Source organism: Delftia sp. CH05 (assembly GCF_009827015.1).
Lineage (GTDB): Bacteria > Pseudomonadota > Gammaproteobacteria > Burkholderiales > Burkholderiaceae_C > Comamonas > Comamonas tsuruhatensis.
Genome location: NZ_WUMG01000028.1, coordinates 1 through 26,596 on the forward strand (window position 1 = coordinate 1; position 26,596 = coordinate 26,596).

Annotated in this window: 21 protein-coding genes; 6 read left to right on the forward strand and 15 right to left on the reverse strand. The window is 69.3% G+C overall.

The annotated features are described in order from the left end of the window. Nucleotides 1–427: type IV pilus assembly protein FimV (locus tag GRX31_RS19710; protein ID WP_442874091.1), on the reverse strand; the 427-nt coding region annotated here is incomplete at its 3' end. A 121-nt stretch (nucleotides 428–548) separates the two neighbouring features. On the opposite strand from GRX31_RS19710, the gene GRX31_RS19715 reads away from it, so the two are divergent. The 4 genes from GRX31_RS19715 (at nucleotide 549) to GRX31_RS19730 (ending at nucleotide 5,562) form a co-directional block, all read left to right on the forward strand. Then, entirely contained in the window at nucleotides 549–2,087 is a 1,539-nt protein-coding gene (locus GRX31_RS19715; protein ID WP_160854356.1) for a 3-hydroxyacyl-CoA dehydrogenase, read from the forward strand. A gap of 170 nt (nucleotides 2,088–2,257) precedes the next feature. Beyond that, nucleotides 2,258–2,977, forward strand: coding sequence for a Crp/Fnr family transcriptional regulator (locus GRX31_RS19720; RefSeq protein WP_012205125.1), 720 nt, complete (start codon nucleotides 2,258–2,260; stop codon nucleotides 2,975–2,977). A gap of 145 nt (nucleotides 2,978–3,122) precedes the next feature. After that, the gene (locus GRX31_RS19725; protein ID WP_160854358.1) at nucleotides 3,123–4,208 is read left to right on the forward strand and encodes a phosphotransferase; all 1,086 of its coding nucleotides are present in this window, start codon (nucleotides 3,123–3,125) and stop codon (nucleotides 4,206–4,208) included. 79 nt (nucleotides 4,209–4,287) lie between these two features. Next, nucleotides 4,288–5,562 carry an acyl-CoA dehydrogenase family protein gene (locus GRX31_RS19730; RefSeq protein ID WP_016446718.1) on the forward strand — a complete coding sequence of 425 codons (1,275 nt, stop codon included), beginning with the start codon at nucleotides 4,288–4,290 and terminating at the stop codon, nucleotides 5,560–5,562. Between the two features lie 70 nt (nucleotides 5,563–5,632). Here the strand turns inward: GRX31_RS19730 and GRX31_RS19735 are convergent, their stop codons facing one another. The 8 genes from GRX31_RS19735 to GRX31_RS19770 form a co-directional block, all read right to left on the reverse strand. After that, nucleotides 5,633–7,090, reverse strand: a complete 1,458-nt coding sequence (locus GRX31_RS19735; protein WP_160854360.1) for an efflux transporter outer membrane subunit — start codon at nucleotides 7,088–7,090, stop codon at nucleotides 5,633–5,635. Nucleotide 7,091: 1 nt separating this feature from the next. Further along, complete coding sequence (locus tag GRX31_RS19740) at nucleotides 7,092–9,104, reverse strand: ABC transporter permease (RefSeq protein WP_160854362.1); 2,013 nt, start codon at nucleotides 9,102–9,104, stop codon at nucleotides 7,092–7,094. Then, complete coding sequence (locus GRX31_RS19745; RefSeq protein WP_160854364.1) at nucleotides 9,104–10,336, reverse strand: efflux RND transporter periplasmic adaptor subunit; 1,233 nt, start codon at nucleotides 10,334–10,336, stop codon at nucleotides 9,104–9,106. The genes GRX31_RS19740 and GRX31_RS19745 overlap by 1 nt, the downstream gene beginning before the upstream one ends. Before the next feature lie 49 nt (nucleotides 10,337–10,385). Beyond that, nucleotides 10,386–10,763 carry a DUF3325 domain-containing protein gene (locus GRX31_RS19750; RefSeq protein WP_034392642.1) on the reverse strand — a complete coding sequence of 126 codons (378 nt, stop codon included), beginning with the start codon at nucleotides 10,761–10,763 and terminating at the stop codon, nucleotides 10,386–10,388. After that, nucleotides 10,760–12,475: a PepSY-associated TM helix domain-containing protein gene (locus GRX31_RS19755; RefSeq protein ID WP_160854366.1), complete on the reverse strand. Its 1,716-nt coding sequence runs from the start codon at nucleotides 12,473–12,475 to the stop codon at nucleotides 10,760–10,762. Before GRX31_RS19755 ends, GRX31_RS19750 begins: the two co-directional genes overlap by 4 nt. Nucleotide 12,476: 1 nt before the next feature. After that, complete coding sequence (locus GRX31_RS19760) at nucleotides 12,477–12,812, reverse strand: DUF3649 domain-containing protein (RefSeq protein ID WP_049801421.1); 336 nt, start codon at nucleotides 12,810–12,812, stop codon at nucleotides 12,477–12,479. 204 nt (nucleotides 12,813–13,016) lie between these two features. Continuing rightward, nucleotides 13,017–15,512 (reverse strand): TonB-dependent siderophore receptor, encoded by a 2,496-nt coding sequence (locus GRX31_RS19765; RefSeq protein WP_160854368.1) that lies wholly within the window; start codon nucleotides 15,510–15,512, stop codon nucleotides 13,017–13,019. Between the two features lie 132 nt (nucleotides 15,513–15,644). Continuing rightward, nucleotides 15,645–17,000, reverse strand: a complete 1,356-nt coding sequence (locus GRX31_RS19770) for a sigma-70 family RNA polymerase sigma factor (protein ID WP_160854370.1) — start codon at nucleotides 16,998–17,000, stop codon at nucleotides 15,645–15,647. A 493-nt stretch (nucleotides 17,001–17,493) separates the two neighbouring features. Between GRX31_RS19770 and GRX31_RS19775 the strand changes: the two genes are divergently transcribed. Together GRX31_RS19775 and GRX31_RS19780 are read left to right on the forward strand one after the other, a co-directional pair. After that, the gene (locus GRX31_RS19775) at nucleotides 17,494–17,865 is read left to right on the forward strand and encodes a hypothetical protein (protein WP_160854372.1); all 372 of its coding nucleotides are present in this window, start codon (nucleotides 17,494–17,496) and stop codon (nucleotides 17,863–17,865) included. A 3-nt stretch (nucleotides 17,866–17,868) separates the two neighbouring features. After that, nucleotides 17,869–18,126, forward strand: coding sequence for a hypothetical protein (locus tag GRX31_RS19780; protein WP_046986446.1), 258 nt, complete (start codon nucleotides 17,869–17,871; stop codon nucleotides 18,124–18,126). A gap of 128 nt (nucleotides 18,127–18,254) precedes the next feature. On the opposite strand, the gene fhuE is transcribed toward GRX31_RS19780, so the two are convergent. From fhuE to GRX31_RS19810, 6 genes are all read right to left on the reverse strand, one after another. Beyond that, nucleotides 18,255–20,789, reverse strand: a complete 2,535-nt coding sequence (gene fhuE, locus GRX31_RS19785; protein WP_160854374.1) for a ferric-rhodotorulic acid/ferric-coprogen receptor FhuE — start codon at nucleotides 20,787–20,789, stop codon at nucleotides 18,255–18,257. 124 nt (nucleotides 20,790–20,913) lie between these two features. After that, a complete protein-coding gene (locus tag GRX31_RS19790; RefSeq protein ID WP_160854376.1) occupies nucleotides 20,914–21,897 on the reverse strand; it encodes a FecR domain-containing protein in 984 nt (327 codons plus the stop codon). Between the two features lie 5 nt (nucleotides 21,898–21,902). Continuing rightward, nucleotides 21,903–22,385, reverse strand: coding sequence for a sigma-70 family RNA polymerase sigma factor (locus GRX31_RS19795; protein WP_043791465.1), 483 nt, complete (start codon nucleotides 22,383–22,385; stop codon nucleotides 21,903–21,905). 126 nt (nucleotides 22,386–22,511) lie between these two features. Next, a complete protein-coding gene (locus tag GRX31_RS19800) occupies nucleotides 22,512–24,992 on the reverse strand; it encodes a TonB-dependent siderophore receptor (protein ID WP_160854378.1) in 2,481 nt (826 codons plus the stop codon). Between the two features lie 89 nt (nucleotides 24,993–25,081). Next, nucleotides 25,082–26,086 carry a FecR domain-containing protein gene (locus GRX31_RS19805; protein WP_160854380.1) on the reverse strand — a complete coding sequence of 335 codons (1,005 nt, stop codon included), beginning with the start codon at nucleotides 26,084–26,086 and terminating at the stop codon, nucleotides 25,082–25,084. Then, complete coding sequence (locus GRX31_RS19810; protein ID WP_016452940.1) at nucleotides 26,065–26,577, reverse strand: sigma-70 family RNA polymerase sigma factor; 513 nt, start codon at nucleotides 26,575–26,577, stop codon at nucleotides 26,065–26,067. Before GRX31_RS19810 ends, GRX31_RS19805 begins: the two co-directional genes overlap by 22 nt. Nucleotides 26,578–26,596: the final 19 nt, after the last annotated feature.

Below are 26,596 nucleotides of genomic sequence, written 5' to 3' on the forward strand. Positions count from 1 at the left end.
CCGCTGCCCCCGCTGCCCCCGCTGCCCCCGCTGCACCTGCAGCACCGGCACCCGCGGCCGCCAGCGCCGGTTGGGCTGCCGCCAGTTCCCGCACATTGATGGGCTGATTGCCCGTGGCATCCACCGACTCGGGCAGCTGCGCCAGCAGCGTATAGCTGCGGCTGATGCCGCCGCCTTCGCAGCCGGCCCAGAGCTTGAGCGTCACCACAGGCTCGTCCACTGTGTAGCTGGCCTGCACACGAACGGCCTTGCCCGATGTGGTCGGGCTGACGCGCACACGCGAGGATTCGATGGGCCTGTCACCGGCCAGCAGCTCGGCGCGCACGCAGGAGCTGCCGGCGTCATTTCCGCTATCGGGCTGCAAGCCCACCACCAGGTCGAACGGAGCGCCCAGCACCACGTTGCCCCGGGGACTGCCCAACGACAATGCGGACGCGTTCCAGGCCATGGAGGACAGGGCGACGCCGAGAATGGTGCTACAAATTCTCACATCAGCCTTTCTTTGAACGCTTGCATTTTTGCATAGACACCTGTAGGACACCTCCTCTATGTACATGATCCAAAACAACATTTCTCCTATCAGGAACGTCGGATTGATAGGCGCAGGCATCATGGGGCAAGGCATTGCCCAGCTGGCCGCCCAGGCAGGCGCCGGCGTGCTGCTGCAGGACGCTCGCCCGGGCGCTGCCGCGCAAGCGCAGCAACAGCTGTTTGCGCTGTGGGACCTGCTTGAGAAGAAACAAAAAATAACAAGTGAGCAGGCCGCAGATTGCAAGGCCCGGGTGACGGTGGCGGACGGTCTCGATGCGTTCAGGAACTGCGACCTGGTGATCGAGGCCATCGTCGAGCGCATGGATGCCAAGCAGGCGCTGCTGCGCGAGCTGGAGGCCATCGTTGCGCCCGGGACCCTCATCGCCAGCAATACCTCGGCCCTGTCCATCACCACGCTGGCCACGGCGCTCGAGCACCCGCAGCGCTTTGCCGGCTTTCACTTCTTCAACCCGGCGGCGCTGATGAAGGTGGTGGAGATCGTGCGCGGCCTGGCCACGGACGAGGCCACCTGCGCCACGCTGGCGCAGTTCGCGCGCAGCTTCGGCCACACGCCCGTGCGTGCGCAGGACACGCCGGGCTTCCTGGTCAACCACCTGGGCCGCGGCTATGTGACCGAGGCGCTGCGCATCGTGCAGGAAGGCGTTGCCGACTTCGCCACCATCGACCGCATCCTGCGCGAGCAGGTGGGCTTCAAGCTCGGCCCGTTCGAGCTGATGGATCTCACCGGCCTGGATGTCACCCATGCCGTGATGGAGCACATCTACCACCAGTACTACCAGGAGCCGCGCTACCGCCCCAGCCCCATTGCCGCGCAGCGCGTGGCGGCCGGCCTGCTGGGCCGCAAGACCGGCCAGGGCTTTTACCGCTATGCCGAAGGCCGCGCCGAGCAGCCTGCCGAGCCTGCCGTGCCGCAGGTGCAGACGCTGCCACCGGTCTGGGTGTCGGCACGCGCGGCCCGGCGCAACGAGATCTACCAGTTGCTCAAGAGCCTGGGCGCGCGCATTGAAACCGCGCAGGCACCGACCGAGCAGGCCTTGATCCTGGTGGCGCCGCTGGGCCTGGACGTGACCACGGTGGCTGCCGTGGAGCGGCTGGACTGCACGCGCACCATGGGCATCGACATGCTGATCGCCGACGCCGACACGCGCCGCCGCGTGCTGGCCACCACGCCGGCCACGCGCACCGACATTCGCGACGCCGCCCATGCGCTTTTTGCCAGCGACGGCAAGGCCGTGAGCGTGATCCGCGACAGCGGCGGCTTCGTCACGCAGCGCGTGGTGGGCTCCATCGTCAACATCGCCAGCGACATCTGCCAGCAGGGCATCGGCAGCCCGGCCGACCTGGAAAAGGCCGTGACCCTGGGCCTGGGCTATCCCATGGGCCCGCTGGCCATGGGCGACCGCTGGGGCCCCACCAACATGCTGGAGGTCCTGTTCAACCTGCAGACCGTCTACGGCGATCCGCGCTACCGCCCCAGCCCCTGGCTGCGCCGCCGTGGCGCGCTGGGGCTGAGCCTCACGCACGAGGAGCCATAAGCCCTGCAAAGCCGGCGACCCGACGCACGACGGGTCGCCTTTTTTTCGCCGCCCTGCCCCGTTTTCGGCAGGCCCAGACACCGAAGTGACAGGCCCGCCGGCGGCATGCTGCGCCGCGGCGGTCCCACACGCGACAATGTGACCGTCATCAGTCACGCAAAAGACAGGCCATGGACGACCCGATTCTTACCATCGAAGAACGTGAAGCGATAAATTCCGGTCGCTGGTTTTCATCACTTTCTCCATCGCTTCGGCACGACATTCTTCGATGCGCTTACGTCAAACGGTTCAAAGATGGCACGCTCATCTGCGCACGCGGAGAACCGCCCGAGGAATGGATCGCCTGCGCCCGGGGTGCGGTGCGCGTGAGCTCGACCTCGATCACGGGCAAGCAGATCACGCTGGACTACGTGGAGCCGGGCATCTGGTTCGGCGACGTGGCCATCTTGGATGGGGACAAGCGCACGCACGATGCCTATGCGCACGGCGAGACCACGCTGCTGTGCGTGTCCAAGACCGACTTCAAGAAAATCCTGTCCATGCATGTGGAGTTCTCGGAAGCCATGCTGCGCCTGCATGCACGGCGCATCCGCCAGCTCTACGGCCTGGTCGAGGACCTCAACACCCTGCCGCTGCGCGCGCGCCTGGCCAAGCAGCTGCTGCACCTGGTGCGCAGCTATGGCGTGACCAGCCTGTCGGATGGCAGCGAGATCCGCATCGGCCTGCACCTGGCGCAGGAGGAACTGGCGCAGTTGCTGGGCGCCTCGCGCCAGCGCGTGAACCAGGAACTCAAGGCCATGGAGCGCGAGAACGCCATCCGCATCGAGCCGGGCGGCCTGGTGGTCTGCGACCGCGACACGCTGCTGCGCATCGCCGCGCCCGACGCCTGAGCCTGCGCGGCTCGCGCCGCGCCCCCTCCCCTTTTCTTGCACCGACCGGACGCTCTCGCCGGCCGGTGCCTTGCCGCGCCCGTGCTGCGCGGCTGTTCCCGTTTGTTGAACCGATTCTCGAACCGATCACAGGACTGACTGCCCCATGAGCACTTTCGACCATTTCGTAGGCACACGCGCCGTCTCCGACCAGCACGCATTCGACGTGCCCGCGCTCACCGCCTGGATGCAGGGCCATGTGCAGGGCTTTGCCGGCCCGCTGCAGGTGGAGATGTTCAAGGGCGGCCAGTCCAATCCCACCTACAAGCTGATCACCCCGGGACGCAGCTACGTGATGCGCTCCAAGCCCGGCCCCGTGACCAAGCTGCTGCCCTCGGCCCATGCCATCGAGCGCGAGTTCCGCGTGATGAAGGGCCTGGCCGGCACCGACGTGCCCGTGCCCCACATGTATGCGCTGTGCGAGGACGAGTCCATCATCGGCCGCGCCTTCTACATCATGGAGTGCATGGAAGGCCGCGTGCTCTGGGACCAGTCCCTGCCCGGCATGGAGCCGGCCCAGCGCGCCGCCATCTACGACGAGATGAACCGCGTGATCTCGGCCCTGCACACCGTGGACTTCGCGGCCCAGGGCCTGGCCGACTACGGCAAGAGCGGCAACTACTTCGAGCGCCAGATCGGCCGCTGGAGCAAGCAGTACGTGGCCTCGGTCACCCAGCCCATCCCCGAGATGGACCAGCTCATGCAATGGCTGCCCGCCCACATGCCGGCCAGCGCGCTGGATGCCTCGCGCGTGTCCATCGTGCACGGCGACTTCCGCCTGGACAACCTCATGTTCCACCCCACCGAGCCGCGCGTCATCGCCGTGCTGGACTGGGAGCTGTCCACCCTGGGCCACCCGCTGGCCGACTTCAGCTACCACTGCATGAGCTGGCACATCCCCGCCACGCTGGGCCGGGGCATCGCAGGCAAGGACCTGGCGGCCCTGGGCATTCCGGGCGAAGAGGAATACATCCGCCGCTACTGCGAGCGCACGGGCCTCAAGGACGTGGACACGCTGCGCGCCGACTGGAACTTCTACATGGCCTACAACATGTTCCGCATCGCGGCCATCCTGCAGGGCATCGCCAAGCGCGTGGAGGCCGGCACGGCCTCCAGCGCCCAGGCCAAGGCCTCCGGCGACACCGCCCGGCCCATGGCCGAGCTGGCCTGGTCCTTCGCCCAGCGCAGCTGAGCCATCCAGACCAGCCCCCAACACTCACCGATCACCCCGTTTCCACCACAAGCGACAAGCCAAGAGAAGGAGCGCATCCATGGACTTTGAATATTCGCCCAAGACCAAGGACCTGCAGGAACGCCTGCTGAAGTTCATGGACGAGCACATCTATCCCGGCGAAAAGGACTATGCCGCCGAGATGGAAGCCAACACCGCCGCAGGCAAGCGCTGGACGCCGCTGCAGACCATCGAGAAGCTCAAGGTCAAGGCCCGGGAGCAAGGCCTGTGGAACCTGTTCCTGCCCGTGGACAGCGCCGAGGCCGCAGGCTACAAGGGCGGCGGCCTGACCAACCAGGAATACGCGCCGCTGGCCGAGATCATGGGCCGCGTGCCATGGTCCAGCGAGGTGTTCAACTGCTCTGCGCCCGACACCGGCAACATGGAGACCATTGCGCGCTACGGCAGCACCGAACTCAAGGAGCGCTGGCTCAAGCCGCTGCTGGACGGCAAGATCCGCTCGGCCTTCGCCATGACCGAGCCCGAGGTGGCCTCCTCCGACGCCACCAACATCTGCACCCGCATCGAGCGCCAGGGCGACGAGTACGTGATCAACGGCCACAAGTGGTGGATCTCGGGTGCCGGCGATCCGCGCTGCCAGGTCTTCATCACCATGGGCAAGACCGACCCCGATGCGCCCAAGCACTCGCAGCAAAGCATGATCATCGTGCCCGGCGACGCGCCCGGCATCCGCATCGTGCGCCCGCTCAACGTCATGGGCTATGACGATGCGCCGCACGGCCACATGGAGATGTACTTCGAGAACGTGCGCGTGCCCGTGGGCAACATCCTGCTGGGCGAGGGCCGTGGCTTCGAGATCGCCCAGGGCCGCCTTGGCCCCGGCCGCATCCACCACTGCATGCGCCTGATCGGCCTGGCCGAGCGCGCGCTGGAGCTGATGTGCAAGCGCGCCAGCTCGCGCATCGCCTTCGGCAAGAGCGTGGCGCAGCAGACCGTGACGCAGGAACGCATCGCCGAGGCACGCTGCCGCATCGACATGGCGCGCCTGCTCACGCTCAAGGCCGCCTGGCTGATGGACATCGCCGGCAACAAGGTGGCACGCAGCGAGATCGCCATGATCAAGGTGGTGGCCCCCAGCATGGCCTGCCAGGTCATCGACTGGGCCATGCAGGTGCACGGCGGCGGCGGCATGAGCGACGACTTCCCGCTGGCCAGCGCCTACGCCCACGCGCGCACGCTGCGCTTTGCCGACGGCCCGGACGAAGTGCACCGCAACGCCATCGCCAAGTGGGAGCTGGGCAAGTACGGCGCCTACGGCAAGGATGCCGGCGTGCCCATCACGCGCGGCAGCTGAGCAGGCTTCAAGCCTGAGGCCTCAGGCCGCACACCCGGCAGGACCGGGTGGCGGCCCTGGCCCTTCCCTCTCAGCCAGGTGGCAATGCCTCCTGGCTTTTTTGTGCCTGCCTTTCCGGCATTTCAGCGCCCATGGCAGGCGCCTCCCACCCCCCGCCCAGCGCGCGGTACAGCGCCACGCGCGCCTGCAGCTGCAGCAGGCGCTGCAGCACGGCCTCGTCCTGGGCCGCGTACAGCGTGGTCTGGGCCTGCAGCAGGGACAGCAGGCTTTCCGCCCCGGCCTTGTACCGCAGCTCGGCCAGCGACACGGCCTGGCGGGCCTGGGCCAGCACCTCGGCCTGGGCCTCGGCCTGGGCCTTGAGGCCGTGGACGGCGTTGAGCGCCAGGTCCACATCGCCATAGGCCGCGACGATGGACTTGTAATAGCCGGCCAGCAGCTCCTCGCGCCGGGCCTGGGCGCCATCGCGCTCGGCCACCAGACGACCGCCGTCGAAGATGGGGCCGGCCAGTCCGGCCAGCAGCGAATAGACCGGCTCGCGCAGCCAGTCGCTGGCGCGCCCAGCGCTGGTGCCTGCACTGCCCGTGAGGGTCAGCCGGGGCCACAGCGCCGCGCGGGCCGCCTGCAGGTTGGCGCTGGCGGCGGTCAGTTGCGCCTCAGCACTGGCAATGTCAGGGCGGCGCTGCAGCAGCTGCGTGGGCAGGCCTGCGCCGATCTCGGGCAGCTGCAGGGCCTGCAGCGAATCCGTGGCCAGCGCGGGGCGGCGGGCCTGGCCCAGCAGCACGGCCAGCGTGGCATCGGCATCCTCGCCCTGGCGGCGCAGCGTGGCCAGGGCCTGGCGCTGGCTGGCCACCAGGCCGCGCTGCTGGGCCAGCTCCAGCTGGGTGGCGGCGCCTGCGCGCGCGCGGGACTCCACCAGGCCCAGCAGCCGCTCGGCATTGGCCACGTTGCGCGCCGCAATGGCCTGGCGCTCACGCAGTGCCACGGCCTGCAGCCAGCCATGGGCCACCTGGGCGGTGACCGTGAGGCGCACCGTGTCCTGGTCGAACCGGCTGGCCTGCCAGGCCGCCGCCGCCGCATCGCGCGTGGCGCGGTTGCGGCCCCAGAAGTCCACCTCATACGAGGCCGTCAGCGCAGCGCCGTAGACGCTGGCCTGCCCGCCCGCCACCTGTGCATGGTTCATGCGCTGGGCGCGCAGCTCGCCGCTGAGCGACGGCAGCAGCGCCGCGCCTGCCTGGCGCGTGGCCGCCTCGGCCTGGCGCACGCGGGCCATGGCGGCAGCCATGTCCAGGCTCTGGTCCTGGGCGGCCTGCACCATGCCGCCCAGCTCCGCACTGCCAAAAGCCTGCCACCACTGCGGTGAAACAGAGGCAGGGACGGCTTCGCCCTGCTGCTTCCACGAAGCGGCCAGCGCAGGCGCTGTCCTGTCCGGCACCGTCTGCTGCGCGGCGCAGCCGCCCAGGGCAAGCAGCGCGAGAGCGATGCAGCCCAGGCGCGCATTTCCCAGCGTCTTGTCGTTCATGTCTTTCATCTCACTCTCCCGCCAGCGCGCGCACCGGGTCCAGCCGCGCCGCCGTCTTGGCCGGCATGTAGCCGAACACCAGGCCCGTCACCACGGCGCATGCAAAGGCGCCCAGCATGGCGCGCACCGAAAACACCACGGGCACGCCCGCCACGATGAGCACCACGCCCACGGCCAGGCCGGCCAGCAGGCCCACCGTGCCGCCCACGAAGGTGACCAGGCTGGCCTCGGTCAGGAACTGGCGCAGGATGTCGCGCTGGCGCGCGCCCGTGGCCATGCGGATGCCGATCTCGCGCGTGCGCTCGCGCACCGTCATCAGCATCACGTTCATCACGCCGATGCCGCCCACCACCAGGGAGACGGCGGCAATCAGGCCCAGCATCACCGCCATGCTCTGGCGCGTGGCCGCCTCGGCCTGGATGCGCGCGGCCGCGTTGCCGATGCCGAAGTCCTCGCGCCCGCCGTGGCGCGCCAGCAGCAGCTTGCGCATGGCCTCCTCCGCCTCGTGCACCACGTCGGAGGACATGGCCTCGATCACCACATAGTCGGGCTGGGTCTGCGACTGGTAGACGCGCGCCCGGCCCGAGCGGTAGGGAATGAAGACCATGTCGTCATAGTTCTGCGCGCCCGAGTCCGCGCCGCGCTCGCTCATCACGCCGATGACCTCGAAGGCCGATGTACCGATGATCAGTTGGCGCCCCAGCGGGTTGGGCGTGTCGGGGAAGAAATGCTGGTGCGCCTTGTGGCCCAGGACCACCAGGGGCGCCAGGTCGCGGTCCTCGGCCTCGGTGTAGTAGCGGCCCTGGGCCACCTTCCAGTGGTGCACCAGGGGCATCTCCTCGCTGGCCGCGAAGACGTAGATCTGCTTGTCGGCCTTGCCGTAGCGCACGGTGATGGGGTCGCCGATCACGGGCATGACGCGCCGTATCTCGGGCAGCTCGCGCACGGCGGCCAGGTCTTCCTCGGTCATCTGCCCGGCCGGCCCGCCCGTGGCCGGCGGCTTGCTGCCCATGTAGAGGATGGCCGTGCCCATGGTCCCCATCTGCTCGACCACCTTGCGCCGCGCGCCCTCGCCAATGGCCAGCATCACGATGACCGAGGCCACGCCGATGACGATGCCCAGCAAGGTCAGGCTGGTGCGCACGCGGTTCATGCGCATGCCGCGCCAGGCGCTGCGCGCGGCCTCGAACAGCTCGGCCAGCCAGGGCGCGCCGGCGCTGCCGCGCTGCGGCGTGAGCGGCAGGGCAGCGGCGCCCGCATTCGCCGCATTTGCCGCATTCACCGCGTTGGCGGCATCGTCGCGCCGGCTGTCGCTGGTGATGCGGCCGTCGCTGATCTCGATCACGCGGCGCGCCTGGGAGGCCACCGCGCGGTCGTGGGTGATGAGGATGATGGTGTGGCCCGCATCGGCCAGCTCGCGCAGCAGGGCCATGACCTCGGCGCCGCTGTGCGAGTCCAGCGCGCCCGTGGGCTCGTCGGCCAGGATGATCTGGCCGCCGTTCATCAGCGCACGCGCAATCGACACGCGCTGCTGCTGCCCGCCCGACAGCTGGTTGGGCCGGTTGCCCAGGCGCGAGCCCAGGCCCAGGCGCTCCAGCAGCGCACGTGCGCGCCGCACGCGCTCTTCCTTGGGCAGGCCCGCGTAGATGGCAGGCATTTCCACGTTCTCGCTGGCGCTTTCGCTGGCGATCAGGTGGTAGCCCTGGAAGACGAAGCCGAAGGCCTCCCGCCGCAGCCAGGCCAGCGCATCCGAGTCCAGCGTGGCCACGTCCTGGCCCTGGAAGTGGTAGCTGCCCTCGCTGGGCCGGTCCAGGCAGCCCAGGATGTTCATCAGCGTGGACTTGCCCGAGCCCGAGCTGCCCACCACGGCCACGAACTCGCCCGCGCGTATCTCCAGGTCGATGCCGTGCAGCACGGTGACGGCGGGCTGGCCGCTGTCGCCGCCGCCGTAGTGCTTGGTGATGCCGCGCAGCTCTATCAGCGGTGCGGTCAGCGGCGCGCCGGCCTGCATGCCCTGCGCCATCACCATTGCAGCCACCGCGGGCCACGGTCCAGAGGCGTCTCGCCGACGATGACGCGCTCGCCTTCCTGCAGGCCCTCCAGCACCTCGGCCTGGTGGCGGCTGCGCACGCCCAGGCGCACGGTGCGCTGCTCGGGCTGGCCCTTGGCGTCCAGCACGCGCACGGTCTGCGTGCTGCCGGCCTTCTCGGCCTTCTCTGCCTTTTCCGCCTTGTCAGTCGTTCCCGCCTTGTCGGCCACGGCCATCAGCGGCACGGTGAGTGCCTGCGCGGCCTGGCCGGTGACGAAGACCACCTGGGCCGTCATCTGGGGCATCAGCTCGGCGTCCTCGTTGTCCACATCGAACAGCACGGTATAGGCCACGGCCTTGGTGGCGGGCGCAGGCGCCTGGCCCGCATTGCCGCCGGCCGGCGCCTGGCTGGTAGAGGGCGAAGGCAGCACCTGGCGCACCTTGCTGGACCAGCGCCGGGGCCTGGCCTGGTCGGCGCCGCCCAGCGTGGTGAAGTACACCGGCATGTCGTCGCGCACGCGGCGCACGTCGGCCTCGGACACTTCGGTCCACACCGTCATGGCCGACAGGTCGGCAATGCGCAGGATGTTGGGCGTCTGGTAGGTGGCGTTCAGCGTCTGGCCCTCGCGCGCCTCCACCGACACCACGGTGCCCGCCATGGGCGCGTAGATGCGCGTATAGCCCAGGCGCGCCTCGTCGGCCTTGAGCGTGGCCTGGGTCTGGTCGATCTGGGCCTTCAGATGCTCCATGCGGGCACCGGCGGCGGCCAGGTTGGCTTCTGCGGTCTGCAGGTCTTCCTCGCGCGTGGCCCCGTCGCGGGCCAGCTGGCGCTGGCGCGTGAGCTGCTGCTCGGCCAGCTTGCGCAGCGCCTGCTGCTCGGCCAGTTGGGCGCGCAGGCCCGCCAGCGAGGCACGCCCCGCATCCACCGTGGCGCGCTGCACGCTGGGGTCGATCTCCACCAGCAGTGCGCCCTTCTCCACCTGGGCGCCGGGCTCCACGCGCAGCCGGGTGACCTGGCCCGACACCTGGGCGCCCACGTCCACATAGCGGCGCGGCTGCAGCGTGCCGATGGCCGTGACGGTGGACTCGATATCGGTGCGCGCCACGGTCTCGGTCTGGTAGGCCACGGCAGGCCGGCTGGACCACCAGGCGGCCGCGCCCCCGGCCGCCGCCAACAGGACCACCGCCACGGCGATGGCTTTCCAGCGTTGCTGCGTGCGCGTCATGCTTGCCTCCCGACCACACACACCCCGAACTGGAACGAAAGCAGGAAACTCATCTGAAAAACCCCGTAGTACCGAAACTGAAAACAATCCACGCCAAATCCGCCACGGCAAGCACGCCAGCCAACCAGGCCAGCCGCGCCGCCCAGCGCGCATGGGCGCTGATCAGGGCCACGGCCATCAGCGCGCCGGCGGACACAAAGCCCAGCCAGGCCACCGTGCCCACCGTGCCGCCCCAGCCCGAAAGAACGGGCACAAGGGCCAGCGCCAGCAGCGCCGTGCCCAGGCCGCGCAACTGCGGGCCACGGCGGGCCGGCAGCTCGCGTGCGCCGGTCAATTGTTCGTAGTGGCGGTCCATGGCAAAGGCCAGGGCCGCCATGCCTGCAAAGGCCAGGGCCAGTGCGGCCAGGGATGCGTGCAACGTGCTCATGCCTGCACCTCCGAGGGGCCGGCCACGGCGGCCTGCCCCTTGGCCGTCCTTGCCTTGGCGGCGGCACCCGCGCCGCGCCGCGCCAGCCAGCGCCAGGCCCAGGCGGCCGCCAGCCCCGTGGCCAGGCAGAACAGCTCCACCCCGGCGCTTTCCCAGTCGCCCTCCAGCATGTGGGCCCACAGCGGCTCGCCCACGGTGATCCAGTTGAGCAGCGGCAGCAGCAGGCACAGCATGGCCAGCAGGCCCATCTGCTGGCGCCAGGCCGTGGCTGGCGCGCAGGCCAGCGCATGGATCAGCGCCAGGCCCCACAGCCCGAAGAACACGGCCAGCTCCCAGTCATCGCGGTGCGCCAGGCCCACGGGCACCAGGCGGTTGGCCCACAGGTAGCCGATGCAGCCCAGGCCCAGCCCGGCGATGGCCGCCACGTTCAGGCCCTCAATCAGCCGGTACACGCGCGCCGTGGCGCTGCCGAACTCGCCCTGGTGGCGGCTGCGGCGCTTGACCATGAAGAGGATGGCGCCCGTGGCCATCATGGCCGCGCCCGCCAGGCCGCACAGAAAGTACAGCCACTTCATGGCCAGCCCGCCGAACTTGACCATGTGCAGCCCGCCCATGACCGCCTGGGCCAGCGAGGGGGTGCCGCCGTCGGCGCCGCCGGGCAGGCGCACCTGCAGCACCTCGCCCGTGGCGGCCGAGAACATGGCCATGCCCGAATTGGGGCTCAGGCGCTGATGCGCACGGTCATCGCTGTTCCAGCCGTAGACGCCGATGCGTGCCGATGCATCGCCGGGATGGTCGATGACCACCGCGCGCACCGCCTGGCCCATCAGCTCCTGGCCGCGCCGTGCAAAGGGCTCCAGATCGGGCACCGCCAGGGGCTTGCCGGACAGCGCAGGCGGCCCGGCCTCGTTCATGTCGGCGATGAAGGCCGTACGGGCGGCTTGGTCCGTGCCATAGACCGTCCAGACGCCAACGGGCATGAAGCTCAGGCTGGAGATGGCGATGCCGGTATAGGCAATCATGAACTGGAAGGGCAGCGTCAGCACCGCCACGGCGTTGTGCGCGTCCAGCCAGCTGCGCTGGCCCTTGCGTGCGCGAAAGGTGAAGAAGTCCTTGAAGATGCGCTTGTGCGTGACCACGCCGCTGACCAGGGCCACCAGCATGGCCATGGCGGCAATGCCTATCACCCACAGCCCCACCTGCCCTGCATGCAGTTCATAGTGGAAGTCCACGAAATGGTTGCCGCCCATGGTGGCGCGCGCAGCGCCGTGGCCGTGGCCGGCCCCCATTTCCTCGCCCGTGGCGGTGTCCAGCTCGGCATCGGCGTACTGGCGGTTGGCGTCGAACCAGTAGACACGCAGGTCGCCACCGCCCTTGTCGTCGGACGGCCAGATCTCCCACATCTGCGCGCCCTGGTGGTGCTTTTGCATGTAGGCCGCGCCCCAGGCCAGGCGCTGGCCCAGGTCCGCACCCTGCCCGGCCGGCGCGGCGGCGCGCGCTGCCGCCTCGGCCGCCTCCTCGGCATGGTGCTCGGGCGTCATCCAGTGCGTGATGGCTTCCTGGAACACGGCCAGCGAACCCGTGAGGAACACCGCGAACAGCAGCCACGAAAACCACAGCCCGCACCAGGTATGCAGCCAGGCCTGGGCCTGGCGGAAACCGCCCGTGGCAGCGCCGCTGCCGGGGACCTTGCTGATCTGCGCCTTGGCCATCTCAGCCTCCCGCGCCATTGCGCGCCAGCAGCAGCGCGGCGCCGCCCATCAGCGCCGCAGGCACCAGCAACCCCAGCCAGACCCGGCCCGCCGAAACCGGCGAGAACGCCCAGATCACCGCCAGCGCGTGCAGCGCAAAGCTCCACTGCATGCCGGCGATCACGGCATCGACACGCGCGCCGGGCAGCGCAGCGGCCAGGAAGGCCGCCAGCGCGCTGGCCAGCGCATAGCCGCCGAAGACGGCGGCCAGCAGGCGGGACAGGACAAGCAGGCCCGGATGGACGGGCCTGTCGGCCTGGGTGATATCTGCAGGATCAGCGGGTTGGGATTGGGGCATGTAATGGGTATTCGGATAAGCACAGGAACGCACGAATGCGTGCAAACAAGGGGCCAAAACGGATGCCGTGATGCGGCGGCCTCAAGGCCCTCCTCATACATGACAAACGAGATCGAAAAAAAGGCCAGCCGCAATGGTTTTCGCCATTGCGGCCAGTGGCCTGGGTCGGACTGGGGTGGGCCCTCCTGGACCCCGCCCCGGCCCTCAGAAGGTGCCGCGCAGCGTCAGCACCGCATTGCGCGGCTTTCCATAGAAATTGCCGCCGCTCGCATAGCCCACGGTCTGGTAGTACGTCTTGTCAAAGATATTGTTGAGATTCAGGGAAACCGTCCAGCGCGGATCGATCCGGTACTGCACCATCGCATTGATGACCGAATAGCCGCCCTGGGTGAAGTTGTAGCGGCCGACTTCATTCCAGTCGGCGTCATACAGCGTATCGCGCACATGGTGCTTGCTCTGGATATGGGCGCTGCCGCCAATCTTCCAGCGCGACAGCTCGCCCGGCAGCACATAGGCCGTGGACAGCTTGAGCAGATGGCGCGGCGTGATGCTGCTGTAGGGCGCATCCTCGGTCTTGTCGCGCGTGGTGGTGTAGGTGTAGCCGGCCGCGATCTGCCAGCCCGGGCGCAGCTCGCCGCCGATCTCGGCGTCAAAGCCGCGGCTGGTCACCTTGCCCTGCGGCAGAAAGCAGCAATTGCCCGACCATTCCTCGTGATTGCTCGGATAGCGCGTATCCGTCACCGCCGTGCCCGTGCGCACCACGTTGAAAAGGCTGAATGTGGCATTGAGCCGGCCATCGGCCAATTCGCCCTTGAAACCGGCCTCATAGCTCTTGCCCTTGACCGGGTCCAGCGAATTGCCCGGAGGAGGCCCCGACTTGGACAGCGCCTGCGGCTTGAGAATCGAGGAATAGCTCAGATACGCCGACCATTGGTTGTTCAGGTCATAGATCACCCCGCCATACGGCGTGAACTTGGCCGGCTCGGAAAAGCGGCTGCCCGATGCCAATTCCCACTGGCCCGCCGCATTCAGCGACTCATAGACCTGGTTGAAGCGGTACTTGGCATAGCGCGCGCCCACGATCACATGCAGGCGGTCCGTCGGATGCAGGCGCAATACGCCATAGCCGCCCGACTGGTCCTGGCCCCAGGGGTTGTAGCGGCGCGAGATCTCGCCGGCCGGCGCGGGGCGCCAGGCGCCGGGGTTGTGGACATCGATGGGCTCCACGCCCGTGGCATCGGTGGAATAGCCCACGTTCCAGAAGCTCTCCACCTTCTGCCGGTCCATGCCCAGCAGGATTTCGTGCGTGCGCCCGCCCAGGTCGAAGCTGCCGGCCAGGCTGGCGTCCAGCACGGTCTGCCGGTTCTCGTAGAGGTAGTGGCCGCCGCCGTTCCAGTTCACGCCCAGGCCGGTTGCGGGGTCCAGTGCGCCGTAGCCGAACACCGTGGAGCCGTCATAGCTGGACTTGCTGCGGGTCAGGTTGAGCTTGCCCTTCCAGCGCGCGGAAAAGCGGTGCTCCAGCGCGCCGAACAGCTCGCTGTTGTCCTTGCGGCCCGTGGCCCAGGGCTGGGTGAAGCTGGTGTGGCGCGGCAGGCCGATATCGCTGCCGTCGCTGTAGCGCGGCACGTCGCCGCCGCCATCGCCGCGCGTGCGGATCTTGCTGCGGCTCATGCCCACGGTCAGCAGGGTGTCTGGCGTCAGGTCCGCCTCGACCACGCCGTAGAACTGGGGAGCGCGCGTGTGCTTGATGTCCACGAACTGGTCCGTGTCCTGGTAGGACAGCACGGCCCGGCCGCGCACCCGGCCATCGAGGGCCAGCGGCCCCGTGGCATCCACCATGGTCTGGTAGTTGTTCCAGCTGCCGATGGACTGCTGCACCACGAAGCGCGGCTCGGCCAGCGGCTTCTTGCGCACGATGTTGATGATGCCGCCCGGATCGCCCACGCCGCCCAGCAGGCCCGAGGCGCCGCGCATCACCTCCACGCGGTCGTAGAAGTCCATGCTCTGGTTGACGCTGTAGGTGTACTGGGCGATGTTCAGCGGCGCGCCGCCGTCGATCTGCATGCTGTCGATCTGGAAGCCGCGCGAATAGAAATAGGTGGAGTCGAAATTGATCTGGCTGGTGGTGATGCCGGGCGTGGCGGCCAGCGCGTCGCGGATGTCGGTCATGCGGCGGTCGTCGAGCTGCTGGCGCGTGATCACCGACACCGATTGCGGGATCTCGCGGAACGACTGGTCCGTCTTGGAGGCGATGCTGGTCACGCGGCTGGTGTACGAGCCCGTGCCCTCGGTCGTGCCGTCGATGGCCCGGCGCGCGCTCACCCGCACTTCGGCCAGCGTCTTTTCGATGGCGGCGACGGGCTGCACGGTCAGCGTGCCCTCTTGCACATGGCCCTGCAGGCCGCTGCCGGCCAGCAAATCATCCAGCGCCTGGCGCAGCGGCAGCTCGCCCCGTACCGCCGGCGCCTGCCGCTGGGCGGCCAGCGAGGGCGTGAACACCAGTTGCAGCCCGGCCTGCCGCGCGAACTGGTCCAGCGCGCTGGCCAGCGGCTGCGCCGCTATGTCGAAGCGCAGCGTCTGTGCGGCCGGCTGGGCCAGCGCCGCCTGCAGCGGCATGGCCAGGCCCAGGCAGAGCACGGCATGGGCCAGCGGATGGAGGGCGGCGCGGCAGGCGCCCGAAGAAGGGAAAAGCGGATGCATGGAAATCGTCCTTGGCAGTGATGGAAGGGACCCACAGGGATCACTGCCATGACGACTGGCCAGGAAAACTCCTGAAAAATAATGTGCGCCCCGCTGCCGTGCGCATGCAGTTGCTCTTGCCACCATCACGCCTCAGCCCGCCGTGGCCACCAGCAGGCCGCCATCGGCCTGCCTGCGCACCTGCACCGGCAGCGCATGGGGCAGCGCCCGCACCCAGGCATGGGCCGTGGCGATGCGCACGCGCCCGCTCAGCGGCAGGCGCGCGGCCTCGGGCGTGGCCTGCAGGTCGAACGGCGCATAGCGTGACAGCCGCGCCAGGGCCTCGCCCAGCGTGGCATCGGCAAACACCAGCTCGCCATGCCGCCAGGAGGCTGCCTGCCCGGCATCGCCCCGGGTCTGCGTGGCCACCGTGCCTTCCATGCGCAGGCCCTGGCCTGCAGACAATTCATAGAAGCGCCCGCCATCCGCGTCGGATTGCACGCGCACACGCCCCGACTCCACCTGCACCGTGACCCGCTCCTGCCCCTGGGCGCCCGTGGCCAGTTCCACGCCGAAGCGCGTGCCCAGCACGGTGACGCGCACGCCGCCGGCCTGCACGGTGAAGGGCCGGTCCTCGTCCCGCTCCACCTCGAAGAAGGCCGCGCCCTGTGTCAGCTGCACCACGCGCCGCGTGGCGAAATACTCCACCTGCGCGCTGCTGAGCGCGTCCAGCAGCAGGCTGGAGCCATCGGGCAGGCCATGGCGCACCTGCTGGCCGCGCAGGCTGGACCAGCCGGCCTGCCACTGCACATGCGTGTCGCGGTAGTGCCGCCATTGCTGCCAGCCCAGGCTGCCGCCCAGGCCGAAACCGGCCACGCCCAGCAGCGCGGCCAGGCTGCGCCGCCGACCCGCATGTCGTGCAACGGCGCTGCCGGGCCGCGTACCGCGCCAGCGGTGCAGCGCATCCTCTATGCAGGCACTGGCCTGGATCAGGTCGCGCTCCACGGTGTTGAGGCTGACGCCCAGGCGCTCGGCAATCTCGGGCTGGCGCTCGCCCTGCACGCGGTGGGCGATGAAGGCGGCGCGGCAGCGCTCGGGCAGGCTGTGCAAGGCGGACTCCAGCACGGCCAGCGCCTGGCGGTACATGACGGAATCGGCCACATCGGGCGCATGGCTGGGCGCCAGTTGTTCATGGACTGCCGCCTCGCCCAGGTAGCGGGCATGGCGCTGGCGGCGGCGGTGCGCATCCAGCGCCATGTGCTGGGCCATCACGGCCAGATAGGCCGCGGCGTCGCGCGGCAACTGGGCCGGATTCGCGGCCCCGGCCAGGTCTGCGGCCTCGGCCGGGGCGCTGCGCGCGTGTTCCGCCAGCCGCAGCCAGGTGTCGTGCACCAGGTCGCCCGCCTCCTCGCGGCTGCCCGTGCTGCGCGTGGCGGCACGCACCAGGTCGGCATAGGCCCGGTCAAAGCCGGAAAGCAGAGCGCGGGTGAAGGAGGCGGACAAATCCATGGGGCTGGATCATAACCGCGCAAAGAAGAATCATTCTCAATAAAAGCAATGCATGCCGGGCTCTTTCAGCGGTTCCTGGGCCATCCCTGAAAGGGCGCGATCGCAAGGTGCAACGGGCCGCGAAGCGACTTAGCGCACGCCGCACGCGCTATCATCCGCACCGGCCCCCTGTCACGGGGCCGGTGCTTCAAAACACCTTCACCACACAGCGGCTGAGCCTTCCCGAAAGAAGGCCTCGTCACGTCTGAACACCTGGCAAGTGGGCTCCCGCCCGCTCGTCCCAACGGTTACGGGCGGGATGGGGCTGTCCGCAAGGCTGCCCGCACGTCTGTGTGCGTGTTTTGAACATCCCGTCCACCTTTTCCGTGCTTCAAAACGCGGAATTGGCGGTTTCAAATCTCACACAGGAGTACGGAACMATGAACGCCGTTTCTCTCGCACTCGCCTGCACGCCCTCTTTTGGCGCCGCCCTTTCCACACGGAGGGCCCAGGCATGACCCCCGCCCAGCCCTCCCCCACCACAGACAGCCACAGCACCCGGCAGCTGTCCAACGCCCTCACCCAGGTGGACCATCTAGTGCAGCAAGGCTGTGCAGAGATTTCCTCCATCGCCCAGCTCGCCCTGGCATGGCTGGAGACGCCCAAGGGCCATCGCCACATGGACGTGGTGGCCCGCGCCCTGCAAAGCATCCGCGACAGCGCCGAGACACTGGCCGACTACGCAGGGACCGAGGCCCAGGCCATGGGCTGCGGATTCGAAGACGCGGCCGAGATGCGCCGCGCCGAAGCGGCCGAGGCAGCCGCCAAAGCCATGGCGCAACTGCTCGGATGCCGCACCCATGAGCCGGTGCGCCCGCAGGGCTGAGGCATGGCCATGGACAAGGACATCCCCAGAACACAACCCCCCAGCCTGCACCAGTTGACCAGCGCCATCACCGAGATCCACAGCAGCGTGCAGGAAAACTGCACCGAGATCTCGGCCCTGGCGCAACTGGCCCTGGCGGCAGTGCATGCACCGCAGGAGCACCACAGCCAGCAGGCCCTGGCCCATGCGCTGCGCGCCATCCGCGACAGCGCCGACCTGCTGGCCGGCCATGTGAAGGTGGAGGCCCGGCGCGTGGTGTAGCCCCCATCCGCCGCCTACCCCGCAATGGCTCTGCAAGGGCTGCTGGCTCCGCAATGGGCGCCAGCGGCCCGCACCGCCGTCCTCGGCTGCTGCCGCGCCAACTCCACCCCATCCTCACAGGGAAAGCTTCACCACTTGTAGTTCAGCACCGCCATGGCCTGGCGCGGCGTGCCGAACTGGCCCTGGCCGTCGATGTTGACGTAGTACTTCTTGTTGAAGAGGTTGTTCAGGTTCAGCTGCAGCGAGAGCCTGGGGCTGAAGGCATAGCGCGCCATGAGGCTGGCGGTGGCGAAGGATTTCTGCTCGAAGACCAGGTCATTGCCTGCCACGAAGACGCTGGCGCGGGTGCGGCTTTGCCATTGCAGGCCGCCGCCCACGGTGAGCTGATTCCATCCACCGGGCAGGCGGTAGGAAGTGAACAGCTGGGCCTGGGTCTTGGGCGCCCAGGCGTTGATGGACAGGCCCTGGGCGTCACGCGCGACGGTGTGGGCAATGCCGGCCGACAGGTTCCAGCCCGTGGCCAGTTCGCCCGAGACCTGGGCCTCGAAGCCCTTGCTGGTCACGCCCTTGGCGCCGTAGTAGGCGAAGTCGGTGGTGCCGGGCACGACCTGGCCTTCGTCCAGCTGGGCCACGTTGTCCTGCTGGATGCGGAAGACGGACAGCGAGCTGTTGAGCCTGCCGTTGAGGTGCTCGCCCTTGATGCCGATCTCGAAGCTCTTGCCCGCCACGGGGTCCAGGTAGCTGCCGCCGCGGTCGCGGTAGTTCTGGGGCTGGAAGATGTCGGTGTAGCTGGCATAGGCCGAGAAGCCTTCGCTCAGGTCCAGCACCAGGCCTGCGTAGGGGATGAAGACGTTGTGGTCGCGCACCTCGCTGAGGCTGCGCACCTTCCAGCTGCTCTGGCGCCCGCCCACGATGAGCTTGACCGGATCGGCCAGCGACAGGCGCAGCGCGCCGTACAGCGCGTCCTGGCGCGTGTGGTCCAGGCTGCTGGTGGTCAGCGGCCCCCAGGTGGGCTCGGCATAGGAGCCGTCCCATTGGTAGTAGTTGCCCACGTCCTGCAGGGGGCTGGTGCGCGCATGGCCGGCCTTGTGTTCGCGGGCACGGCTGCTGGTCAGGCCGACCACGGCCTCATGGCGGCGCCCGCCCAGTTCCCAGCCGCCCGTCACCTGCAGGTCGGCGCTGTTTTGCTGGAAGCTGTATTCGGAGTAGTTGGGCAGGGCCGCCATGCCCAGGCCGGTGGTGATGTCGGGCTGGCGCATGAGGTACAGCAGCTTGGCGTCGTAGGCGCTGTCGCGGTGCACGAAGTTGGCCTTGAGCTTCCAGTCGTTGCCGAAGCGGTGCTGCAGATTGGCGAAGATGCTTTTGTTGGTGCTGTTCCAGCGCGTCCAGTTCGCGGCCGTGGTCTTGGAGGTGCTCCAGTCGGCCGGCATGCCGTTCGTGAAGACCAGCGGCAGACCGCCCCAGGTCGAGCCGGTGGGCCGGTTGGCCTGGTAGTCGGCGCCCACGCTGAGCGTGGTGTCGGGCGTGAGGTCGGCATCGATCACGCCGTAGAAGACCTGCTTGCGCGCGTGGTAGAGATCCACATGGGAGTCGCGCTCTTCGGCCATGCCGGCGACGCGTGCGCGGATGCGGCCGTCCTGCGTCAGCGGCATGGACAGGTCCACCGTGCCGCGATGGTGGTTCCACGAGCCCACGCTGGCCGAGGCCGAGCCCGTGAACACCTTGCTGTTGGCGTGCTTGCGCACCATGTTGATGGAGGCCGACGGATTGCCCGCGCCCGTGAGCAGGCCCGTGGCGCCGCGCACCACTTCGACGCGGTCATAGATGGTGGTGTCGTTGCCCGATTCGCCGTAGAACGACAGGCCGATGGAGGTGGGCACGCCGTCGTACTGCAGGTTGTCCACGTAGAAGCCGCGCGAGTAGAAGTCCGAGCGGTCGCTGTCCGAGCTGACGACATGGATGCCGGTGACGCTGCGCATGGCGTCGTTGAGCGATAGCAGGCCCTGGTCCTCGATCTGCTGGCGCGTGATCACGCTGACGGACTGCGGCGTGTCGCGCAGCGACAGGCTCAGGCCCGTGGCCGCCGCCGTGGCCGGCGTGGTGTAGGAGCCCGAGCCTTCGGTGGTGGGGCTGACCTGGGCCGAGGCCGTGACCAGCACGGTCCTGAGTGTCTGGGAGGACGGCGCGCCTGCCGCACCCGCAGCACCCGCCGCGCCGGAGGTGGCCGGCACCACGGGCATCTCGCGCAGGGTGTAGCCGCCGCCGGCCGAGCGCACGGCCGCCAGCGGCGTGCCCAGCAAGGCGCGGTCCAGTGCCTGCTCCACGGTGAAGCGCCCGCTCACGCCGCCGCTGCGCAGCCCTTCGGTGACGGCCGAGCCGAAGGTGACCAGCACGCCGGCCTCGCGCCCGAGCTGGTTGAGCACGCTTTCCAGCGGGCCGGCGGCAATGTCGTACTGGCGTTGCTGCGAAGCACCGGCAGCCGGCTGCGCCCAGGCCTGTGCCGGAGCCAGGGCGCCTGCGGCAGCCAGCCCCGCCAGCGTGCCCGCGCACAGCACCTGCAGCGCCAGCGCCACGGGCCGCAACGCCGGGGCCGCCTGGGATGGGCGGACAGTGGGGGCGGCAGTCTGCCGCATGGAGTTCTGGCGCATGGTCTGAGGGCGCATGGAAAGGCCTTGTTGCAATGGTTGTAGAGAAGCGTTGGCGCACGCTGCGGTGCGCTCCTGTCTCTGTTGACAGCCGTCGCCGGCAAATCAGCTCAAATTTTTTTCAAAAGAGAGGCGAAGGCCTTCATGCCTTGTGCGGCGCCGCAGGCCGCACCATCACCCAGTAGCGCGAGAAGGAATGGATTTCCACGGGCAGCGACGAGGTCAGCGCGGCCAGCACGCGGTCGGTATCGGCCAGCGGATAGGCGCCGGAGACGTGCAGGCCGGCCACGGCCGGGTCGCAGCCCAGGCGCCCGCGCCGGTAGCGGCCCAGCTCGGCCAGGAAATCCTCCAGCCGCATGCGCGAGGCCACCAGCATGCCTTCGACCCAGGCGCTGGCCGCCGTGTCCAGCGCGCCGGAGTGCGCGGCCTGCTGGGCCGTGAACGTGCCCTGCTCTCCTGCAGCTATGCGCTGCGCGGCATGCGGGGCATGCGCGGGCCGCAGTTGCACGGCGCCTTGCAGCACGCCCACTTCGATGCCGGGCTCGCGCTCGCGCACCGTGAAGCGCGTGCCCAGGGCCTGGACGGCGCCCATGGCGGTCTGCACGATGAAGGGCCGGTGCAGGCTGTCCGGCGCGGTCTGCACGAGGATTTCGCCACGCACCAGCTCCAGCACGCGCTCGGCCGCGCCGTAGCGCAGGTTGAGGGCGCTGCCGGTGTTGAGCACCACGCTGCCGCCATCGGGCAGCGGCAGCCGGCGCTGCTCGCCCACGGCAGCCACCTGGTCGGCCGTCCAGCCGCGCCAGGCCTGCGAGCGCACGACGGCTGCGGAGCCTGCGCCCGAGACCAGCAGCACGGCCAGCGCCTGCACCGCACGGCGCCTGCCGGCCGAGCCGGGTGCGGCCAATGCGGCCCGCGCCAGCGGCATGGGGATGCCGGCCATCTGGCTGCCCATGGATTCGATGCGCTGCCAGGCGGCCTCATGCTCGGGGCTGGCCGCACGCCAGCGCTGCAGGCCATCGTGCTGCCGGGCCTGGGCCTGGCCGGAGTTCAGTTGCAGCCACCATTGCACGGCCTGGCGGGCCACTTCGGCAGAAATGGGGGAAGAAGCGGACGGGAACGCCTGCATGCCGCCTACTCCGGGAAGAAGCAGCGCATGGCCGCCTTGGCCAGATGCCGCTTGACCGTGGAGACGGAAATCCCCAGCTCGGCCGCGATCTCGCCATGGCCGAGCCCTTCGAGCTGGGCCAGCAGGAAGGCCTGCTTGGCCAGCGCGGGCAGGCGGCCCAGGCGGCGGTCTATCTCCACCAGGGTCTCCAGCACCATGAGCCGGACCTCGGGCGGCGGCGCCACGGGCTCGGGCATGGCGGCCAGGGCATCGAGATAGGCCTGCTCGATGGCGCGGCGCCGCACCTGGTTGATCAGCAGGTTGCGGGCAATGGTGGTCAGGTAGGCGCGCGGCTCCTGGAGCTGGTCCAGCCCCTTAGCGCCCAGCACCTTGAGGAAGGTGCTCTGCGCCAGATCGGCCGCGTCGAAGGCATTGCCCACCTTCTTGCGCAGCCAGCCCTGCAGCCAGCCGTGGTGGGCCAGGTACAGGGATTCGACATGGGCGGACAAGGAAGGCGATGGGCTGGACACGCGGCGACCCGAGATTGAGAATAATTCTCAATTATAGGCAACTGCGCCCCTCTTGCGGCCCAGCTCTGCCGCCTGCTGCTGCAGTCCGTTCCTCCTGGCCGTGTTTCAGAACTTGCCGCGCAGGGTGAGCGTCGCGCTGCGCGGTGCGCCGTAGACATTGCCCCAGGCCGGCGCGCCTATGGTCTGGTAGTAGGTCTTGTCGAACAGGTTGGCCACGCTCAGTGCCACGGACCAGTTGCGGTCGATGCGGTAGCCCAGGCGGGCAGACCACACGGCATAGGCTGGCTGCACGTCGGTGATGGCGCCCACCGCGCGCGAGCTGGCGGTCTGGAAGTTGACGCCGCCGCCCACGTTCCAGGCGCTCCATTCGCCCGGCAGGCGGTAGTCGCTCCAGACCCGCAGCATGTGCTTGGGCGTGTAGGTGCTGGCGAACTCCACGCCGACATTGGAGGTGTTGTCCAGGTACTTGAAATGGCTGAAGGTGTAGCCGGCAAACAGCTGCCAGCCGCGCGCCACCTCGCCGCTGATCTCGGCATCCAGCCCCTGGCTTCGGACCTTGCCCACGGAGACATAGCAGTAGGTGCTGGCCGAGCAGGGGTTGACCAGGTCCTCTTCGGCGCGGTTCTTCTGGTCGATGCGGAACAGGGCCACGGCCGCGTTCACCCTGCCGTCCAGCAATTCGCCCTTCATGCCCACTTCCAGATTGCGCCCCTTGATGGGAGCCAGCAGGTCGCCTGCCGCCGTCACGGCGTTCTGGGCCTGGAAGATGTCGGAGTAGCTGGCATAGGCCGACCACTGGTCATTGAGCGCATAGACCAGGCCGCCATAGGGCGTGATGACGCCGCTTTCCTTGTACGGGTCGTTGTAGGCCTCGCCCGTGTTGCGGTAGTTGCTGCTGCCCGTGAAGCGGGTGATGCGGGCGCCGCCGATCAGGGTCAGCGCATCGGTGAGGCCCAGCCGCGCCACGCCGTAGGCGCCGGACTGGGTCATGCGGGTGCGGCTTTCATCGCCACGATAGCGGTTGGCCAGGAATTCCGCGCGGGACGGCTCGCGGATGGCGGCGCTCGGGTCGAACACGTTGTTGGGCAGGCCCATGCGGATCAGCGAATAGTCGCTGTCGTTGACCATGCGGCCCGTGTTGGCGCCAAAGCTCAGCGAATGCCGGCGGCCGAAGGCGTCGAATTTGCCGTCCACCGCCACGTCCAGGGTCTTGTTGTCGGTGGTGACATCGAACAGGCCGGCATACATCTCGTTGCCCGCCAGCGTGGCGGGATGGATGGCCCCCAGGGCGAAGGCGTACTTCATGTCGTGCTTTTCCCGGGTGTAGCCTGCCGTGGCCTTGACGGTCCAGTCCGCGTTGAAGCGGTGCTGCAGCTCGGCAAACAGCGATGTCTGCTCGCTGTCCCAGCGGTTCCAGTCCGCGCCCAGGAAGGTGGAGCGCGGCAGCCGCAGGTCCGCACCGTCGGCATAGCGCGGCAGGCCCTGGAAGAACGGCGTGGAGCGCAGCCGCTCGTGGGTGGCGCCCACCGTCAGCCGGGTCTGGGAGCTGAGGTCGTACTCCAGCACGCCGTAGAGCACGCCGGTGCGGCTGCTGGCCACGTCGTAGAAATAGTCGCGGCTATTGAGGCTGGCGACCACGCGCCCGCGCAGCGTGCCGGCCTCGTTGAGCGGGCCCGTGGCATCGATCTCGCTGCGCAGGTTGTTCCAGGAACCTACACCGGCCGAGACCTCCAGCTGGCGCTCTGCCAGGGGGCGCTTGCGCACCATGTTGATGGCGGCGCTGGGCGAGCCCGCCCCCTGCAGCAGCCCCGTGGCACCGCGCACCACTTCCACGCGGTCCAGCGTGGCGGCGTTGCTGGTGAAGTTGTCGGCCTGCGGGTAGTAGAAGGCGCGGTTCACGCCATCGAACTGGTAGGTGTCCACGCGGAAGCCGCGCGAGTAGACATAGCGCCCGCCCATGGGGCTGTCGTACATGGTGATGCCCGTGGTGCTGGCCAGCACGTCGTCCACGGTGTGGAGGTTCTGGTCGTCCATGCGCTGGCGCGTGATCACGCTGATGGACTGGGGGATGTCCTTGATCGCCTGCTCGCCCTTGCCCACCGTGACCGCGCGGGCCGCGTAGCTGCCCGTGCCTTCGCTGGTGGCGCTGCGCTCGGCGCGGGCCGTCACCTGCACTTCGTTCAGGACCGTGGTGGAACCGGCGCCAGCGCCGGCCGGTGCGGCCTGCCTGCGCAGCGTGTAGCTGCCATCGCTGCGCGCCACCATGTCCAGCCCGCTGCCGGCCAGCAGGCGCTGCAGCGCCTGCTGCGGCGCGTAGTGGCCGGACAGGGCCGGGCTGGTGAGCCCTTCGGTCAGCGCAGGATCGAAGGACAGCGAAATACCCGCCGCCGTGGCCACGCCGGCCAGCGTGCGGCCCAGCGGCCCGGGCGCAATCTGGTAGGTCTGGGCTGCGGGAGCGGGTGTGGGAGCAGGTGCCGGTTCGGCCGCCTGCCCGGCGCCTGCGGCCAATGCCATGCCCAGCAGGGCCAGGCGGGCGGCATGCGCCAGGGGATGGAAGACGGGATGCGGCATGGGTACGGCAGGCATGGAAATCGGTCCTTGGAGGCGGTGAAGAAAAAAGCTCTTTCCCCGTTGCCAGCCGAGATCCGAAAAAGTGTCACCCTGCCTCGATTTTTTTAGTTCCTGGCGACGACGGTGATCCAGTAGCCGCGCATGCGCGTCTGCACGTCGACGGGATAGGTGGAGGCCAGCATGGTCAGCGTCCGGTCCGTATCGCCCAGCGGGAAGGAGCCGGACACGCGCAGCGCGCGCACCTCGGGCGCGCACTGCAGCAGGCCGGGGCGGTAGCGCGACAGTTCGGCGCAGAACGCGGCCAGCGGCATGGCGTCGGCCATCAGCATGCCGTGGGTCCAGGCCGTGGCCTCGGGCTGCAGGGGCTGGGGCGCGGTCACCTCCCCCGCTCGCAATACCGTTTGCTGACCGGCTTGAACGACCAGCGCCGGGCTGGCGGCGCCGCGCAGCGTGACCTCCACGGCGCCCTCGGTCACGGCCAGGCGCACGGGGCCGCCGTCCGCCCAGCCCCCCTCTTGCCGCACGGTGAAGCGGGTGCCCAGGGCGCGCAGCCGGCCATGGGCGATGTCCACGACAAAGGGGCGGTGCGGCGTGGCGGTATCGGCCGCCGTTTCTATGGAAATCGCGCCCTGGCGCAGGGTGAGCAGGCGCAGTGCGCCATCAAACCGGATGTCCACCGCGCTGGCCGTGTCCAGCAGGAGGCGGCTGCCATCGGCCAGATGCTCGGTGCGGCGCTCGCCGGTGGCGGTGCGCAGGTCGGCGCCCCAGCCGCGCTGGTCCGCCGCACTCCATACCAGCCAGCCTGCAGGCGCCACGGCCAGCAGCGCGGCCAGCCGGGCCACGGCGGCGCGGCGCTGGGCGCGGTGGCTTCGGGGCCGGTCCAGCGCCGGCATGGCCAGCGCTGCAGGCAGGCCGCCCAACTTGCCCAGCAGCCGCTCGGCGCGCTCCCAGGCCAGGGCATGCTGTGGGTCGGCCTGGCGCCAGCGCTCGCAGGCGGCGCGGTCGGCGTCGGTGGCGCCGCTGTCGTGCAGGCGCATCAGCCATTCGGCGGCCTCGTCGAGCACGCGCGCTTGCAGGGGCGTCTCCATCACGCCATTGCCACCAGGCATTGGCGAAACGCCTGGGCCATGTAGCGCTTGACGCTGGTGAGCGAGACCTCCAGCTGCTGCGCGATGTCCTCGTACTTCATGCCGTCCAGCTGGGACAGCAAAAACGTGCGCCGCACGATGGGCGGCAGCGCGTCCAGCATGGCGTCTATCTCGTGCAGGGTCTCCAGTACCAGGGCGCGCTGCTCGGGCGAAGGCGCCACGGGCTCGGGCAAGGCGGCCAGGGCTTCGAGGTAGGCGCGCTCCAGCGCCTGGCGCTTGTACCAGTTGACGAGCACGCCCTTGGCCACCGTGGTCAGGTAGGCACGCGGCTCCTGCACACCGGCCAGGTCGCGCACGCCCAGGATGCGCACGAAGGTGTCCTGCGCCAGGTCCGCCGCATCCGCCCCGTTGCCCAGCCTGCGGCGCAGCCAGCCCTGCAGCCAGCCATGGTGGGCGGTGTACAGGGAGGCGGCTTCTCGGTGCTGGGGGGTGGAGGCTGGGGCGGATGGCATGGTAGGACCCGATGGCTTG